This is a genomic window from Kitasatospora sp. NPDC086009, from assembly GCF_044540385.1.
In the GTDB taxonomy this organism is placed as follows: domain Bacteria; phylum Actinomycetota; class Actinomycetes; order Streptomycetales; family Streptomycetaceae; genus Kitasatospora.
On the sequence record NZ_JBITSA010000035.1, the window covers coordinates 1 to 16,113 of the forward strand.

The 16,113-nt window shown below is 74.2% G+C and carries 13 protein-coding genes and 1 pseudogene; 2 read left to right on the forward strand and 12 right to left on the reverse strand.

Translation table 11 applies throughout. The annotated features are described in order from the left end of the window. The 5 genes and pseudogenes from ACIF6L_RS37700 to ACIF6L_RS37720 form a co-directional block, all read right to left on the reverse strand. Positions 1-403: SAM-dependent methyltransferase (locus ACIF6L_RS37700; RefSeq protein WP_396492660.1), on the reverse strand; the 403-nt coding region annotated here is incomplete at its 3' end. 51 nt (positions 404-454) lie between these two features. Continuing rightward, a pseudogene (locus ACIF6L_RS37705) lies at positions 455-889 on the reverse strand (glycerophosphodiester phosphodiesterase); the annotation flags it as partial. Between the two features lie 61 nt (positions 890-950). Continuing rightward, entirely contained in the window at positions 951-2,186 is a 1,236-nt protein-coding gene (locus tag ACIF6L_RS37710; protein ID WP_396491372.1) for a family 16 glycosylhydrolase, read from the reverse strand. Between the two features lie 382 nt (positions 2,187-2,568). Continuing rightward, positions 2,569-4,416 carry a phospholipid carrier-dependent glycosyltransferase gene (locus ACIF6L_RS37715; RefSeq protein WP_396491371.1) on the reverse strand — a complete coding sequence of 616 codons (1,848 nt, stop codon included), beginning with the start codon at positions 4,414-4,416 and terminating at the stop codon, positions 2,569-2,571. Between the two features lie 289 nt (positions 4,417-4,705). After that, entirely contained in the window at positions 4,706-4,846 is a 141-nt protein-coding gene (locus ACIF6L_RS37720; RefSeq protein ID WP_396491370.1) for a hypothetical protein, read from the reverse strand. Positions 4,847-5,181: 335 nt separating this feature from the next. On the opposite strand from ACIF6L_RS37720, the gene ACIF6L_RS37725 reads away from it, so the two are divergent. Both ACIF6L_RS37725 and ACIF6L_RS37730 read left to right on the forward strand, forming a co-directional pair. Further along, a complete protein-coding gene (locus ACIF6L_RS37725) occupies positions 5,182-6,384 on the forward strand; it encodes an NAD(P)/FAD-dependent oxidoreductase (RefSeq protein WP_396491369.1) in 1,203 nt (400 codons plus the stop codon). After that, positions 6,381-7,298: an RNA polymerase sigma-70 factor gene (locus tag ACIF6L_RS37730; RefSeq protein WP_380388564.1), complete on the forward strand. Its 918-nt coding sequence runs from the start codon at positions 6,381-6,383 to the stop codon at positions 7,296-7,298. The genes ACIF6L_RS37725 and ACIF6L_RS37730 overlap by 4 nt, the downstream gene beginning before the upstream one ends. Positions 7,299-7,459: 161 nt before the next feature. On the opposite strand, the gene ACIF6L_RS37735 is transcribed toward ACIF6L_RS37730, so the two are convergent. The 7 genes from ACIF6L_RS37735 to ACIF6L_RS37765 form a co-directional block, all read right to left on the reverse strand. Then, positions 7,460-7,975: a hypothetical protein gene (locus ACIF6L_RS37735; RefSeq protein ID WP_396491368.1), complete on the reverse strand. Its 516-nt coding sequence runs from the start codon at positions 7,973-7,975 to the stop codon at positions 7,460-7,462. A 315-nt stretch (positions 7,976-8,290) separates the two neighbouring features. Further along, on the reverse strand, positions 8,291-8,767 hold the full coding sequence (locus ACIF6L_RS37740) for a hypothetical protein (protein ID WP_396491367.1): 477 nt from the start codon (positions 8,765-8,767) through the stop codon (positions 8,291-8,293). Positions 8,768-8,938: 171 nt separating this feature from the next. Then, positions 8,939-10,378, reverse strand: a complete 1,440-nt coding sequence (locus ACIF6L_RS37745; RefSeq protein ID WP_396491418.1) for an oxygenase MpaB family protein — start codon at positions 10,376-10,378, stop codon at positions 8,939-8,941. Between the two features lie 128 nt (positions 10,379-10,506). Next, positions 10,507-11,220, reverse strand: a complete 714-nt coding sequence (gene uppS, locus ACIF6L_RS37750; RefSeq protein ID WP_380388558.1) for a polyprenyl diphosphate synthase — start codon at positions 11,218-11,220, stop codon at positions 10,507-10,509. A gap of 581 nt (positions 11,221-11,801) precedes the next feature. Beyond that, positions 11,802-14,534, reverse strand: coding sequence for a hypothetical protein (locus ACIF6L_RS37755; protein ID WP_396491366.1), 2,733 nt, complete (start codon positions 14,532-14,534; stop codon positions 11,802-11,804). Between the two features lie 123 nt (positions 14,535-14,657). Further along, complete coding sequence (locus tag ACIF6L_RS37760) at positions 14,658-14,912, reverse strand: hypothetical protein (RefSeq protein WP_396491365.1); 255 nt, start codon at positions 14,910-14,912, stop codon at positions 14,658-14,660. Beyond that, positions 14,909-16,069: an anion permease gene (locus ACIF6L_RS37765; RefSeq protein ID WP_396491364.1), complete on the reverse strand. Its 1,161-nt coding sequence runs from the start codon at positions 16,067-16,069 to the stop codon at positions 14,909-14,911. Before ACIF6L_RS37765 ends, ACIF6L_RS37760 begins: the two co-directional genes overlap by 4 nt. Positions 16,070-16,113 lie beyond the last annotated feature (44 nt).

Genomic DNA, 16,113 nt, shown 5'->3' on the forward strand with positions numbered 1-16,113 from the left:
CCGCGTCGATGTACTCGGTGGCGCCCTCGGGCGAGCTGCTGAGCAGGGAGCGCGCGTGCGCCAGGACGATCGGGTCGTTGTCGACATAGACGACGCGTGCGTCGGGCGCGGTGTGCTGGGCCACCTCGTGGGTGTTGTCCACGGTCGGCAGTCCGGTGCCTATGTCCAGGAACTGGCCGACCCCCGCGTCACCGGCCAGATGCCGCACCACCCGCCCGAGGAACGCCCGGTCGGCGCGGGCCACCTCTCCGATGCTCGGATACAGGCCGGTCACCCGGTCGCCCACCACACGGTCCACGGAGTAGTTGTCGCGGCCGCCGAGCCAGTAGTTCCACACCCGGGCGTTGTGGGCGATGTCGGCACGGACACGGGAGGGCACGGTGCGGGGGCCGGGTTCGGTCACGTCTGCTCCAGGGATCACGGACGGTACGGACCGCCCATGATGCCGGACCGATCAAGAGGCCCCGGAGGAAGGGGAGTTCGCCAGCTGGACCCGGAGCGCGTCGATCCGGTTGGTGGTGATCGAGTCGGCGCCGTGCGCGATCAGCCGTCGCATGGTGCGCCGGGTGTCCGCCGTCCAGGTGGAGACCAGCAGCCCGTCGGAGTGGACCCGGTCGGCCAAGTCGCGGCTGAGCAGCCCGAAGCGGTAGTTCAGCCAGCGCGGACGCACCGCATCGAGCAGGACGGCGCGCGGAGGGGCGAGGGTGGTCCAGGTCAGCGCGATCTCGGCGGACGGATCGGCCGCGCGCACCTTCAGCATCGCGTGGGTGTCCGCGCAGTAGTACGCGCGCTCCTGCGCCCCGCACTCCCGCACCACCCCCACGGTCTCCCGTACGGACGTGTCGGTCGCGCCGGGCAGGTCGATCATGACCCGGCGGTCGCCGGCGGCGGGCCCTGCCCCCCCCCCGGGGGGGCCGCCCCACCGCCGTACTGTGCTGCTGGACGGCCGGTCAGTGCTGCCAGACCCGTACGTAGTCGACCTGCATGTCGGCCGGGGTCGCCGACGGACCGCCGCCGGACCAGACGGCGTTGTTCAGGATCAGGTACTGCGGCGACGAGCTGATGCCGGTGGTGATCTGTCCGACCTGCTTGCCGTCGTAGAAGTAGGTCACCGAACCCGGCTTCCACTCGGCGCCGTAGGTGTGCCAGCCGCTGTAGTTGCCCGTGGCGCAGCCGCCGGGACCGCCGGACGGCGAGTGGTAGTGGTAGCAGGCCTGGCCGCCCAGGCCCTCCATGACGTCCATCTCGCCGTCGGCCGGCCAGTTGTGACCGTCCGTCCAGAACGCCGGCCAGTTGGCGATCTGCGAGCCGTCGGCGGGCAGGTAGATCCGTGCCTCGAAGGCGCCGTAGGTGAACTCCGCCTTGCCGTTGGAGGAGAGCATGCCGGAGCGGTACGGGTAGGTCTTGCCGTTCACCACGGTCGGCTGCTGGGCGATGTTCAGGTGCAGCGAGCCGCCACTGACGGTGGACTGCGACGGGGCGTAGGCCGCCAGCTCGATGTCGGGGTTGACCGGCTGCGTGGTGCAGGTCTGGCAGCCGAACCAGTTGGGCGTCCACTTGGCGCTGTCGACGGTGCTGCCGTTGAACTCGTCCGCGAACACCGGGCGCCAGCTTCCCGCGATGCCCAGCGGACCGCCGGTGGAGCCGGTGGGGGTCGGCGTCGGGACCGGGGTGGGCGTCGGCGTGGGGGTCGGCGTCGGGGTGGGCGTGGGCGTCGGCGTCGGCGTCACGGTGCCGCCGCTCGACGTGAAGCTGTGGACCGGCGTCAGGTTGTGCCAGCCGTCCGAGGCCTGGTAGGCGACGAAATAGGTGTACGAGCCGCTGGGGAAGGTCCGGCTCTTCGGCGTGACGGTGGTCTGCCGGGTGCCCAGCGTGGTGGCGACGGCCCCGGGGAAGTCGTAGTTGGCGCCGCTCGCCGAGCGCACCGCGATGGTCAGGCTCTGCAGTTTGAGCCGCTTGTTCGCGTGCACCTTGGCGGTGGCGGTCACGGCCGAGTCCGGCGCGGGCGAGGTCGGCGTGATGCCGAGCGAGTCGACGGTGACCGGGCTGGTGGCCGCCTCGGACTGCACCGCCCAGGTCGCGGTGCCGGCGGTCACGGCCGCGGCCGCGAGTCCGGCGACGGTCAGCCGCTTCCAGGCCGTCGGCGCGCCCCGGCGGTGTCGGGCGTTGTTTCGCAGGGTTCTCATGCTGTGGCAGTACCTTTCCTGCCCCCCTGGAGAGCCGCGGGCCCCGTCCGCGGCAGGAGCGGAGGAGAGCCCGTCGAGGGTGGAGCTTGTGCGAACGGACGCGTCCTTCGCAAGCCGCGGAGCCCGGGCCCACCCCGCGCAGGCACCTGGGGCGACGGCCTGCCCACGGGCGAACCAGCAGGTCAGAGCGGGTGTGAGGGCCGCCTGCGGGAACACCTGTGAGGTGCGGCACAGGTGACCGGGGCCACACGGGGCGTCCGCTCGGCCGGACCGCGCCGTCCGCTCGGCGGACCCCGCCGGCCCGCCCGGCCGACCCGGTCACGCGGTCGGCCCGGCGGGCGACGGGCATGGGCGCCGGCCAACGGCCGACGGGCGCCCGCGGTCAGGACTTGCGCCAGAGCGCCCAGCCCTGCGACCGGTTCTCCTTCGCGACGTACCACTCGGCGGGGTGCTCCGGCCAGTACCCGTCGGTGGCCTTGCCCTCCGGGGCCGCCGGGGTGACCAGGACGGTCGCCTCCGCGGGGACGGGCTGCCAGCGCGGGTCGCGGTACCAGACCCGACCCCGGTAGACCTCGAAGGCCTGGGCGTTGCGCAGACCTCCGTCGAGGTCCCAGGCCAGGACCACGTTGTCCGTGGACTTGATCCCGGAGGCCTTGGTGAAGCCGGTCGCCAGCGGCTTGCGGTAGTTCGCGTGCGGGTAGCTGACCTGTTCGGTGATGGTGGCAGTGGCGAAGCCGGCGAACAGCGCGAGGGAGAGTCCGATCGCCCAGAGCACCCGGCGCCCGCCCGCGGCCAGGAACAGGACCACCGCGCCCAGGACGACGAAGGCGGCGACGGACGAGCGCATGACGTTCAGCCGCATCCAGTCGGTGGCCAGGAAGGTGACGTCCGGCAGGGCCCAGCCGATGAACAGCTTGGTGGTCAGCGCCGAGCCCGCGGACCAGACGACCAGCTTGCCGAGGAGCACCGTGAGGCCGACCGTGACGGCCGCCGTGACGGCGAGCCGGCGGCGGCCGAGCCGGGAGAGCACGGCGGCGCCGACGACGAACGCCGCCGGGACCAGGAACGAGAGGTAGCGTGCGTAGACCCAGTCGTCGACCCGCCCGTCGTCCGGCAGGGCGGCGGCGGAGGCGAGCGCGGTGCCGACCAGCAGGGCCGCCAGCACCCCGCCGACGATCCGGTCCGGCCGCGGGAAGCGGCCGCTGAAGAGCGCGAACAGGCAGACCACGACCGCCAGGCCGCCGATGCCCCAGGTGGAGACGATGAAGTACCAGATCTGCCCGGCCACCCGGGTCAGCGTCATCCCGGTCTTGTCGGGGTCGGTGAGGCCCTTCCAGAGGTAGCCGCCGACGTCGCTCGGCTCGACGGTGAACTGGCGGTCGAGCCACCAGGACAGCGCCTCGACCCCCGCCACGCCGACGCCCAGGGAGCCGAGGCCGACCAGCGTGGTGCGCCACGGGGCCCAGCGCAGCGCCAGGACCCCGACGAGGACCACCCCGGTGAGCGCCACCACCACGCCGCCGCGGTCGTGCGTGGCCATCGTGTACGCGGCGGCCGCGCCGGTGCCGGCCGCGTACCAGGAGCGGTGCTTGACCGGGCCCTCGCTCAGCCATCCGTGCATGCAGAGCAGCCAGGCCAGGATCAGCACCGGCAGCACGGTGTCCGACATGACGAACTCGGAGTAGAAGATCACCGGCGGCAGCAGCGCGGTGGCCCCGGCGAAGACGTACGCCAGCAGCCGGCGCAGGCCCAGCCGGCGCAGCGCCAGGTAGGCCAGCGGGAAGACCAGCGCGTTCAGCAGCGCGTTGATCCCCATGATCAGGTGATAGGCGGTGACCGGGTCGTCGGCGATCCGGAACGCCGGGGAGATCAGCAGCGGGTAGCCGCCCGGGATCACCACGCCGACCGGCATCTCGGTGGTCGGCCGGCCGGCCAGCACGCGGGCGAGGACCAGGTAGGAGTCCTCGTCAGGGTGCACCGAGGGGTAGCTCAGGTGCCGGACGAGCACCAGGCGGAAGAGGACCTCGACCGCGTAACCGGCCACCAGGACCACCGGCCAGAACCAGCGCCGGCCGCGGGCCACCTCGAACCGCAGCGCCACCAGGCCCAACAGGCCTGACAGGCCGTCGGCGGGACGGGCGGGCCCGGCGGTCTCCGTGGCACCGGCCCGGCCCTCGTCGGGGACGGCGGGCCGCGGCAGGGTCTGCGGCTGCGTGGAGCGTTGTGTCATGCAGCTACATATATAGGCTACCGACATATAATGTCCAGAAGAGCAACCCGCCGCGGCGACGGACCCCGGAGCACCGCACGCCGACGGGGCGTTCGGGTGCGCACCGACGGTCCGGGTGCTCCGGCACGAGTCCGCAGAGCGCCCGAGGACACCAGGAGGAACGAAACGGAGCCGCACTCCGGTTCAGCGCCGGCCCTTCGCAAGGCGGCGGCGAGGACACCCCACCGGGGTGACGCCCGCCGCCGTCGTGGCCGGGGCACCCGGACCCCGGCGACGGGCAGACCCCCCGTCAGCCCTTGGTGGCCGCATAGGCGGTCTCAGTGGCGAAACCCCGAGCCGGGGCGGCGTCCCACGGGATGTCCAGCTCGTCGTCGGTGGCGTAGACGTAGCCGGCGCCGCGAGTGAAGGCCGTGTCCAGGGTGGCGCGCATGGCGGTCGCGTCCGGGGTAGGGAAGTTACGTGGACGCCTCCGGAGCTCCTCCGAAGGCCGGCGCCGGCCAGGCGGCGAGCCGCCGCCGGGCGGCGTGCGGAGGGACCGGAGCCGCCGCCGACCTGCGGGTCCCGCCGTTCCCCGGTTCCCCCGCGACGCCGAGTCGATCATGGTTGAATGCTCTGCGTCGCGGCACTCGGGGGGCTTGTGCCGCGCGCCCGCGCACTCCTCTCGGCGATGTGACGCGGGTCACTTCGGCCCCGTGTCACGAACGGGAGGGCAGCTCGCGTCTGGTGGTTGTCCGCACGGCGGGAACGACCGACACGAAGGCGACGATGACGATGACGAACACGACAGCAACACGGCAGCACGAGGTCCTGGTCCTGGGCGCCGGCTACGCCGGACTCTCCGCGGCGATCCAGCTCGCGGCCCGCACCCGCAAGCGCGCGGATCTGCGGGTGACGCTGGTCAACCCCGACGAGCACTTCACCGAGCGGCTCCGGCTGCACATGACCGCCACCGGCCAGCAGACGGCCGCGATGAGCATCCCGGAGCTGCTGGACGGCACCGGTGCGACCTTCGCCCGCGGCTGGGTCACCGCCGTGGACGCCGGGGCGAAGACCGTCCGGATCGACGACGACCGGGTCCTGCGCTACGACACCCTGGTCTACGGCCTGGGCAGCGTCGCCGACACCGACGCCGTCCCCGGCGTGGACGACCACGCCCACACCCTCAACAGCCCGCAGGACGCCGCGCTCCTCGCCGACCGGCTGGCCCGGCTCGGCGGCGGGACCGTCGTGGTCGGCGGCAGCGGACTCACCGGCGTGGAGGCCGCGGCGGAGATCGCCGAGCGGTACCCGGAGCTCCGGGTGGAGCTGCTGGGCCGTCAGGAGCCGGGCGCGACCATGCACCCGAAGGCCAAGGCCCACCTGGACGCTGCGCTCGCCCGGCTCGGTGTGCGGGTGCGCGGCGGCGTCGAGGTGGTCAAGGTCCTGCCGGACGGCGTCGAACTCGCGGACGGCACCGTCCTCCCCGCGGACGCGGTGCTGTGGACCAGCGGCACCCGCGTCTCCCCGCTGGCCGCCGCCGCCGGCCTGACCGTCGACGAGCGCGGCCGCGTGGTCACCGACCCTGCCCTGCGCTCGGTCTCCCACCCGGACGTCTACGCCGTGGGCGACGCGGCGGCGGTCCGCCAGGGCTACGGCGTGATGCACGGGACCTGCCAGAGCGGCATGCCCACCGGCGTGCACGCGGCCCTCTCGATCCTGCGGGTCCTGGCCGGCAAGGAGCCCAAGCCCTTCCGCTTCGGCTACTACCACACACCCGTCAGCCTGGGCCGGCACGACGCCGTCGTCCAGTTCACCCACCCCGACGACACCCCGCGCCGGCTCGTGCTGACCGGCAAGCGGGCCGCGAAGTACAAGGAGACGGTCAGCGCCGCGCCGTGGCCGACCTTCGCCCGCATGAAGAAGATGCCCGCCTCGGGCGCGTTCTGGCCGCACGGCGGCCGCTACACCAGGATCCGGAGCGCCAAGTGACCCAGCCGCGACAGGACGACGCCGACCAGCTCGTCTTCCAGCAGTACCGCACCCTGCTCTTCTCCGTCGCCTACCGCCTCCTCGGCACCGCCGCCGATGCCGAGGACGTGGTCCAGGACGCCTGGCTCAAGTGGTCGGCGGCCGACCGCTCCCAGGTCGCCGACCCCAAGGCCTACCTGGCCCGGATCGTCTCCAACCTGGCGATGGAGCGGCTCCGGTCGACCCGCCACCAGCGCGAGACCTACGTCGGACCGTGGCTCCCCGAGCCGATCCTCACCCTCCCGGACACCGCCGAGGACATCGCCGCGGCCGACTCGGTCTCGATGGCCCTGCTGGTCGTCCTGGAGACGCTGAGCCCGCTGGAGCGCGCGGTGTTCGTCCTGAAGGAGGTCTTCGCCTTCAGCTACGCGGAAATCGCCGAGGCGGTTGAGCGCTCGGAGCCGGCCGTGCGCCAGGCCGGGCACCGCGCCCGCGAGCACGTCCAGGCCCGCCGGCCCCGCTTCACCGCGGACGCCGCCCGCCGACGGGACGTCACCGAGCGGTTCTTCGCGGCGACGTCGGGCGGCGACATCAACACACTCATGGAGCTGCTCTCCCCGGACGTGACGCTGTGGACCGACGGCGGCGGCAAGGTCCGCCAGGCCCTCAAGCCGGTCGTCGGCCTGGAGACGGTGGCCCGCTGGTTCGCCGCGCTCGGCAGCGTGACCTACCAGGGCATCGAGCCCGGGCAGATGCGGGCGGAGCTCACCTCGATCAACGGCGGCCCGGGCCTGGTCTTCCGCGGCCCGGACCGCGTGGTCGCCACGCTGACCTTCGAGTTCGACCCCGAAGGGCGGATCTCGACGATCCACAACGTGGCCAACCCGGACAAGCTCCGCGCCGTCGGCGACGGCACCCGCCACGACCTGCGCTGATCCGCCATGGGTCGCCGACGCTCTCCGGGTCCCGCGCGCCCGGTCTGCGACCTCACTGTCATGGGAGCGGTACCGGGCACGGCCCGGGCGGGTGCGCGAGCGGCCGCCGGGGCGGTGCCCACGTCGTGGACGCCGCCCCTGACGGCCGACGAGACCGCGGACTACCAGCCGCCGGAGGTGGTGTGGAAGCCGCCGGAGGTGGTGGCCGTGTCGGCGGTGCGGGTCGACGGGAGGTCGGAGCCGGAGGTGCTGATCCGGGCACCGCCCCGGCCCGGGGCCTCCTGGCGGTCGGCCGACTCGGTACCGGCCCACCGGGGCGCGGGGGCGGACGCGGGGGCCGCCGGGGGGCGCGGGTCCTCCCGGTCGATCCGCAGGACGAGGCTGCGGCCGCCGGGGTAGCCGCTCCGGTCGCGGTCGGTGCACCGGACCACCTGGCTGTGGGTGCCGCCACGCTCCTCCCAGCGGCCCACGACGGCGCGGATGCTGGGCCCCCAGACGCCGTCGTGCTCGTGCTCGACGGAGAGCTCCCAGTCCGCGGCATCGATCAGCTCGCTGGCACCGACGACGCCCGGCACCACGACGGTGCCGCCGCCCCGGACGGTCGCCACGGCCCGTTGCGGCCGGTCGGCCTGCACGCCGGTCACCGTGATCCGGTGGGCGCCTCGGTACTTCGGCATCTGTCACTCCCGCGGGCTGGTTCGACTGTTCCGTACTCCTCTTCCCTTGAACGGCCGGCGACCGGGCCAGGGTTCGCCGCCGGGCCGATGCCGGGCCGGTTCCCGGCGCGGGGCACGGGTGAGGAGCAGGGGTGGGGAGCAGGGAGCGGGCCGGGAGGAGGAGGCGCGGCCGGCGGAAGTGGGCTGCGCCGCAGCGGAGTTCCGTCGCCGCCGGTCGCCCCGACCCCGGCGACGCGCGTTCGTCGGGCTCCCACCGCACCGCGGTCCGGCCGGTCGGCGGGGGCAGGCCGGGCGCGCCCCCACCGGAGGCCGGGGTCAGTAGACCAGGATGTCCCAGTGGTTGCCCTCGTTGCAGTAGAGGTTGCCCGACGCGGCCTTCCACTGCGGGTAGCCGTCACCCCGGTAGCCGATGTAGGTGAAGGAGTTCTGGACGTAGGCGTCGATGCAGGAGTTGCGGGAGATGTCGACCTTGTAGCCGTTGTAGTGGCTGTACGTTCCGGAGGCGTGGCCCACCTCGGTGCCACCCGTGATGTTGATGGCGCAGCCGCTGGACTGCTTCAGGGTGATGACCGTGCTCACCGTGCCGGAGTTGATCTGCTCGAACGACGTGCAGGTGGAGTTGGACCGGGTGGTACAGCCGCCACTGGAACTCCACGTGATGCCGGCGTTCCTGAACTGACCGGCGGCGGTCGACTGCGAGACCTTGGTGCCACTGGCGCCGGCCGTGGGCGCCGTGACGGCGAGCCCGGCCAGGGCCAGGGCGATGACGGTGGCTGCGGTGCGGGGCTTCATCTGCGTCTCCCGGTGAGGGCGCTGAACCTCGGACCGGGCCAGGATGGCCCCGGCGCCCTCTATGCGAGTAGACCCCGTGCTGTGAATTTCCCGTGACGGCGGCGTGACCGGGTCGCCCCGAGCGCCGCCGCCGTGCCCGCCGACGTCCCCCACCTCACCGCCCCGGCCGGATCACGCCTGGGCGAGCAGCGGGTCGTAGGCCGTGGAGCGCTGACGGCCCGCCATGAAGGCGAGGAAGTCCTTGATGAACGCGGCCCGCGAGTACGTCCCGTTCGAGTCGAGCAGTTCGCGGTGGAAGCCGGTGCGGAAGAGCGCGCGGTACTCGTCCGCGTCGATGCTCTGGTTGCCGTCGGCATCGGTCACGTCGAACAGCACCTCGGCGACCCGGATCAGGGCGGGGCCGGCGAGGGAGGGAACCGCCTCCGCGTACTCCTGCCGGCTGACCCGGCCGTCGCCGTCCGTGTCGAGCGTCGACTGGAGCTCACGCCACCAGGCGGCATAGGCGTCGTAGAGCCTGGTCTCCTCCGGCTCGTCCAGGTCGAGGCGGCCGGACAGCTCCCGTGCCATGGCCGCCAGGTCGGGCCAGTCCAGGTAGCCGTTCCCGGTCTGGTCCAGCACGGTGTCGAAGAACTCCTCCGCGCCGCGCCGCCCGGCACCCGCCCGTGCCGACGGCCCCGACGGCCTCCCGGCGCCGGGCCGCTCGGGCTCGTCCGGGAGCGGGGTGACCAGTCGCAGCAGGGCACCGAACCGCTTCATCCCGTCGCCCACGGCGGCCAGCGCCCTGGCCCGGGGGTCGTCGCTGTCGGGTGACAGCGAGATCAGGTCGAGAAGGTTGTCGGCGGTGACCCAGCCCTCCGGCAACAGGCGCGCCGAACCGAGGGCCAGGTAGGCGGCCTGGCTCAGGGCCTGGGCGCCGGGGACCTCGGTCAGTCCGGCCCGCCTGCGGAACGTCTCCGGCAGGGAGGCCACCGTGACCACCCCGATCGCCGGCCCGGCGAGGGCCCGGCCGGCCGCCCACAGCGTCGGCACGCCCTCCAGCAGGGGAGGCGCCGGAAGGTGGTCGAAGAGGTGGTACAGGATGGTGCGCAGCGCCTCGGTGTTCTCCAGCTCCTCCTCGACCACCCGGTCGTAGTACGGCCAGAAGTCCCGCAGCGAAGCGGGGAGTTGGCCGGAGGAGTCACCCAGCAGCGCCTGGAAGGCCAGGAACTGCGCGTACAGCTCCTCCATCGCGGCCTGGTCGAGCGGCCGCCCGCTCCAGCGGAACATGGTGACGGCGCTCTCGAACATCGTGGCGACCACCCACGCGCGGGCCGCCGGGTCCATCGCGTCGTAGGGCCGGTTCGCCGCGTCGGTGCCGCTCATCCGCGCGTGCATCCGGTTGAGCCGGGCCACCTCCCGGTCCCGGGCCGCCTCGTCCGCACCGGTCACGCGCTGCAGGCTGCGCAAGGTGTTGGTCATCCGGCGCCAGGGGTGGGTGAGGAAGGTGGAGCTGTCGACCAGGGCCGCACCGATCTGCGGGTGGGCGGCTTCCAGGACCGTCGCCCGGATCATGGCCACGGCCCAGCACGGGTCGTCGAAGAGGCGGTGGAACCGCGTGCCCGGGCCGAACAGCGGTCCGGGCCGCGCGGTGGACCCGGCTCCGGGAGTGGCTCCGGGTGCGGGAGTGGCCCCGGCTGTGGGGGTGGCTCCGCTTCCGGGGGCGGTGTGCTCGCCCTCCGGGTGGTCGTCGGTCGTCCGGGTCACGATCCGGCCTCTCCATTCGTGTCGGCCGCCACCCCGCCGAAGCGGCGGTGGCGTCGCTGATAGGTGTTCAGGCACTCCAGGAAGTGCGTCGCCCGGAAGTCGGGCCAGAGCACCGGCGGGAAGATCCACTCGGCGTAGGCGACCTGCCAGAGCATGAAGTTCGAGATGCGCTGCTCCCCGGAGGTCCGGATGACCAGGTCCACGTCGGGGGTGTCGGGGAACGGCAGGTGGGCCGCGAAGCCCTCCTCGTCGAGGGTCTCGGCCGCCGCACCGCTGCGGATCAGCGAGCGCGCGGCCTCGACGATGTCCCGGCGCCCGCCGTGGTCGAACGCCACGGTCAGTGTCATGCCCCGGTTGCGGCTGGTGAGCGTCGTCAGGTCCGCGAAGTCGCGGGCCAGTGCGGCCGGGATCCGAGGATCCGCGCCGCCGAGGAAGCGGCAGCGGATCCCGCGCGCGTGCAACAGCGGAGCGTGCTTGCGCACGACCCGGCGCACCAGGTGCAGGAGGTAGTCGACCTCCTCGCCGGGGCGGCTCCAGTTCTCGGTGGAGAACGCGTACAGGCTGAGCCACCGGACGCCGGACGCCCGGGCCGCCTCGATGACGTCGATCACCGTCGCCTCGGCCGCGCGGTGACCGGAGGTGCGGGGCAGATCGCGCCGCGCCGCCCAGCGGCCGTTCCCGTCCATCACACACGCGACATGACGTGGCACCGGGGCCGAGCGCTCCCCTGCGGCCGGCCGGGGCACGGCCGCTCCCCCGGGCGGCGCGAGAGCTCCGAAGACCTGCTCCACCACCACTGCCGCCCCTCCGCTCGCCACCGGCCCGCGATCTCCGCGAGGCCGTCATGAGCGTGCCGGGGCCCGGGCCGTACTGTCCGGCGATCGGGCGATCTTCACCCGATCCGGTGACGGCGGGGCCTCCCGCCACCGCCTGCGCCACCGGAGGCCGAAGGGCGGCCCGGGTGCTCAGACGTCCAGACCGGCCTCCAGCTGCCGGGTCGGTCGCCCTCGGCCGCCCGGCGGCGTACGCCGGGCCGGCCCGGGACGGACCGGCGTACGCCGGGCTGCGAGGTGACGACCGGACGGGCCGTCAATTCGCCTGGATCGAGGCCGACGGCGTCCCGGTGGGCGAACCGGCGGAGCCGGCGTACTTCCAGCCGGTGATGACGGTCGCACCGGTGGACCCGGGCGGCGCGGACCGCGAGGCGGCGCGGACCGCGAAGCGGTGCGGTGGACGACGACGGCGGCGCGCGCCGGCGCCCGGGCCGGGCCGTCGACAGCCCGCGCGGCCGTCACCCCGTCAGGATTGCGGCCAGTCGGGCCGATTCCGCCCGGACGCGAGCCGGCGCCCCCGCGGCGCTCAGGGCGTCGAGGGCCGGGAGCGCCTCACGGATGCCCTCGGCCACCGCGCACTCGGCGGCGAGTACCAGCGCGTCGGCCAGTCCTCGCCGGCCGGGCTCGGTGGCGAACTCGGTGATCACGGCCGCGAGCACGGCCCAGGTCGTCCGGCCCGCACCGGTGCGGGCGGCCTCGGCCAGGACGGGCAGGACCCGGTTCGGCTTGGCCGCGGACAGCCTCCAGAGTGCCGCGATCCATCCGCCCAGCAGATCCGGCCGGAGCCGGCCCTGGGCGCCCGCCGCCAGCAGGAAGTCCAGCGCGGCGGTGCGGTTGTCCGCCCGGGACGCGGTCAGCCCGTAGGCGAGCAGGAGGTGGCACACCGGTCCGAACTCGCCCGGCACCTCCGCGAGCCGGGGCAGCAGGGGGTTCGGCTCCCGGGGACCGGGCGCGTCCACCCGGAACACCGCGCCCGGGACGCCGTGTGCCGCGACGGTCTCCGGGTGCCACGGCGCCACCCAGGCGAACTGGACGAGCTCGATGGCAGGCGTCGACGGCACGTCCACGAACCGGGCGTACTCGGTGGGGTCGGGGACGGCGTGGAGGAGGCCGGTGACGCCTTCGGGTGCCGGCGCGGCCTCGGGGGCACACGGGGCGATGCGCACGACCGGAGCAGGGGCCCGGCCGACGCCGTCGAGCCGCTCGGGCATGTTCGCGGTCTGGGTGTGGAACCGCCGGGGTGCGGGCGGCGCGACGTCCGGCGGCAGTTCACAGCCGAGCCCGGCGGCCGCGGCGCGGACGGCCGGCAGCGCGGGCGGGGCCACCCGGAGCAACGCCTGGGCCAGGTCGGCGGGTGAGGGGCGGGCACCGGCGGCCCGGTACGCGGCGAGCCGGTCGAGCAGCACGGCCGGGTCGATCGTGCCGTCGCCGGCCGTGGGCGTGGCGAGCAGCAGCGGCACCGGCGCCTCCACGGCCGAGCACGCCGCTTCGTGCACGCGCACCGCGGTGACCACACCGAGGGTGCGCATGAAGGCGGGCATGCCCAGCAGCACGGCCAGGCTCGCCCGGGGCGCCTGCGGCCGACCGGTCAGGACGTCGAGCAGGACGCCGAGCGCTCCGCCGACTTCACGGATGAACGGGAACCGGCCCGGGTTCGCCGCGCGCCGTGCGGCGAGCGGGGCCAGCGCGGCCCGGAGCGCGGCGGCGTCACGGTGGTGCTCCGCCACCAGGGCGGCGAGCACCACCTCGAACTCACCCGGGTCGGGCACCCGGTCGGCCATCAGGGCGCTCAGCCGCTCGGCGGTGTCGAGCGGCCCCGCGGGTGCGGCGGGCAGTTCGGCGCACGCCACGCGTACCGCCGCGACCGGCGCGCCCGACTGCGGCTCCGCGGGCGGGGCGGGGATCTCCAGCAGGCGGTGGGCGTCGGGCCGCAGGGCGGGTCCGAGATCGGCGGCCGCGGCGCGAACGGCCCCGGCGACGGCGGGTGCGGCGTGCGACAGGTGACGGGCGACGAGACGCAGCGCCTGCTCCTGGACCGCGGCGAGCGGATGGGTGAAAGCCACGGCGACGGCGGGCAGCAGGCCGTCGGCCCCGGCCGGGTCGCGGCGCAGCGCGGCGTCGACCCGGCCCAGCTGGACGGTGGCGAGGCCCTTCTCCGGGCGGGCCAGGACGGCGCCCGTGAGTTCGACGAACAGCTCGGCCGGCAGCCGCTCCGCCACGGAGACCAGCGCCGCCTGGGCGGCCTTGGCGGCGCCCGGCGCACCGTCGGCGGCCAGCCGGACGTGGTCCCCGGCCCGGGCGAGGACCTCGTCGGCGTCGAGGGCCAGCACCGCGTACAGCCGCAGGAATCCGCGCAGGTTGCCGGGCCGGTCGCCGCGCAGCAGTCGGCCCAGGCAGAGGTCGATCAGTTCGGCGCGGTCGAGCAGTCCCTCGGCCGCCACGACGGCGAGCGACTCGGCCCAGCCGCAGGTCGACAGCGCCTCGGTGAACTCGGCCCCGGCGTCCGGGACTTCGAACACCCGACGGGTGAACTCGGCGAGCCGGGGCTGCGCCCGCAGCCAGGAGAGCAGCGAGTGGTGGTGCGGCACCGGTTCGCGCAGGCCCTGGTCGGCGAGCCACTCGCCGATCTCCCGGTGGTGGGAGCCAATCCGGCGGCCCTCGCGGAGCCACCCGATCACGTAGCCGTCGGTGGTGGGGGGTTCGGCGCCGGACCGGAGGGCGAGGCCCTGGGTGATCCGCCACCGGGCGGCGTCGCCCCGTGCGGGCAGCCATGCGGCGAGCCGGCCCGCGAGTTCGCGGTGGAACGCCGCGTCCCGGTGCGGCGCGAGCAGGGTCAGCAGGACGGTGTGGTGGTCGGGGCTGCTGGAGCCGCCGCCCGGCCGCGGCCAGGTGACGTCGAGGAGGCGGCGGGAGGTGAGCCACTCCAACGCCTCGGCCGGGGTGGCGGCAGCGAGGATCCCGGCCAACTGCAGTGCGGCGAGCTGGTCGTACGCGGTGGAGTACCGGCCCCGGTCGCCCGAGGAGAGTTCGCGCACCAGCTCGGTGCGGAGCTTGCGCAACGGGGTCCGCAGATGGCGCAGCTCACCGGCGGGCACCGGCCGGAGCCGGTCGATCACCCCCTGCGGGATCCGCGCGGCGATGAGCGCGCGCGTCTCCTCCCAGCTGATCGACTCGCTCGTACGGTCGGTCACGACGTCCCCCATCCGGTCCGGCTGATGATCGTCAACCTAACCCGGCACACCGACAACACCGCAGGCGCGACGGCCCCCGGCCCCGGCGGCGGGGTGACGCTCCCTCGCCCGCGGCACGGCCGTTCAGCTGTGGTTGACGATGACGAAGATGCCCCAGGCGATCGCGGCGAGCACGGTGGCGAAGCAGAGTACGGCCACGGCGTAGCCGACCGGTCCGACGGCGGCCGGGGGCCCGGTCACGGCAGACCGCCCGGCGGGGCGGGTCGACGGGTTGAGGGCGCGCAGGCCGAGGGCGAACAGGGCCGGCAGGCCGGCTCCGGCGACGAGGCCCACCACGACGATCCCCCACAGGGCGTCGAGGTTGATCCAGGAGTTCACGAGGCCGCCTCGCCGGCGTCCGGGGCCGGGACCAGCGAACCGGTCCAGGCCTCGTTGACGTTCTCCGGCGTCACCGCCACGGCCGGCCGGCGGGAGGCCGCGAAGAAGGCGATCGAGGCCAGGACCAGCACGATGAAGATCACTACGACGCCGATGGTCCCGCCGATCCCGTGGGCGGCCCAGTAGGTCGCGGCGCCGACCGTCGCGGAGGCCGGCAGGGTGAGCAGCCAGGCCACCGCCATGCGGCGGGCGGTGTTCCAGCGCACCACGGCGCCCTTGCGGCCGACCCCGACGCCCAGGATCGACCCGGTGGCCACGTGGGTGGTGGACAGCGAGTAGCCGAAGTCGGTGGAGGAGAGGATCACCGCCGCCGAGGCCGACTCGGCGGCCATGCCCTGCGGCGACTCGATCTCGATGAGTCCCTTGCCGAGCATCCGGATGACCCGCCAGCCGCCGAGGTAGGTGCCCAGGGCGATGGCCATCGCGCAGGAGGTGATCACCCAGGTCGGGGAGGTGGCGCCGGCCTGGAGGGTGCCGTTGGCGATCAGGGCCAGGGTGATGACGCCCATGGTCTTCTGCGCGTCGTTGGTGCCGTGGGCGAGCGAGACCATCGAGGCCGAACCGATCTGGCCGATCCGGAAGCCGTGGTCGCGCGGGCCGTGGGAGACGTCGCGGGTGAGCCGGTAGACGAGGTGGGTGCCGACCACCGCGACCGTCCCGGCGATGAACGGCGACAGGGTGGCGGGCACGATCACCTTGGAGACCAACCCCTGCCACTTGACGGCCGAGACCCCGGCCGCCGCCATCGTCGCCCCGACCACGCCGCCGATGAGCGCGTGCGAGGAGCTGGAGGGGATGCCGAGGTACCAGGTGGTCAGGTTCCACAGGATGCTGCCGGCCAGTCCCGCGAAGACCACCACCAGGGTCACGTCGGCGCTGTCGACCAGACCGCTCGCGATGGTCGCCGCGACGGCGGTCGACAGGAACGCGCCGACCAGGTTCAGCGCCGCCGAGAGGGCGACCGCCACGCGCGGGCGTAGGGCGCCGGTGACGATCGAGGTCGCCATGGCGTTGCCGGTGTCGTGGAATCCGTTGGTGAAGTCGAAACCCAGCGCGGTGGTGACCACCAGGGCCAGGACCGCGTCGTTGCCCGTCACGGAGCCGAACCTAGCTTCCGGCCCGGACGGACCGGCTGTGGACG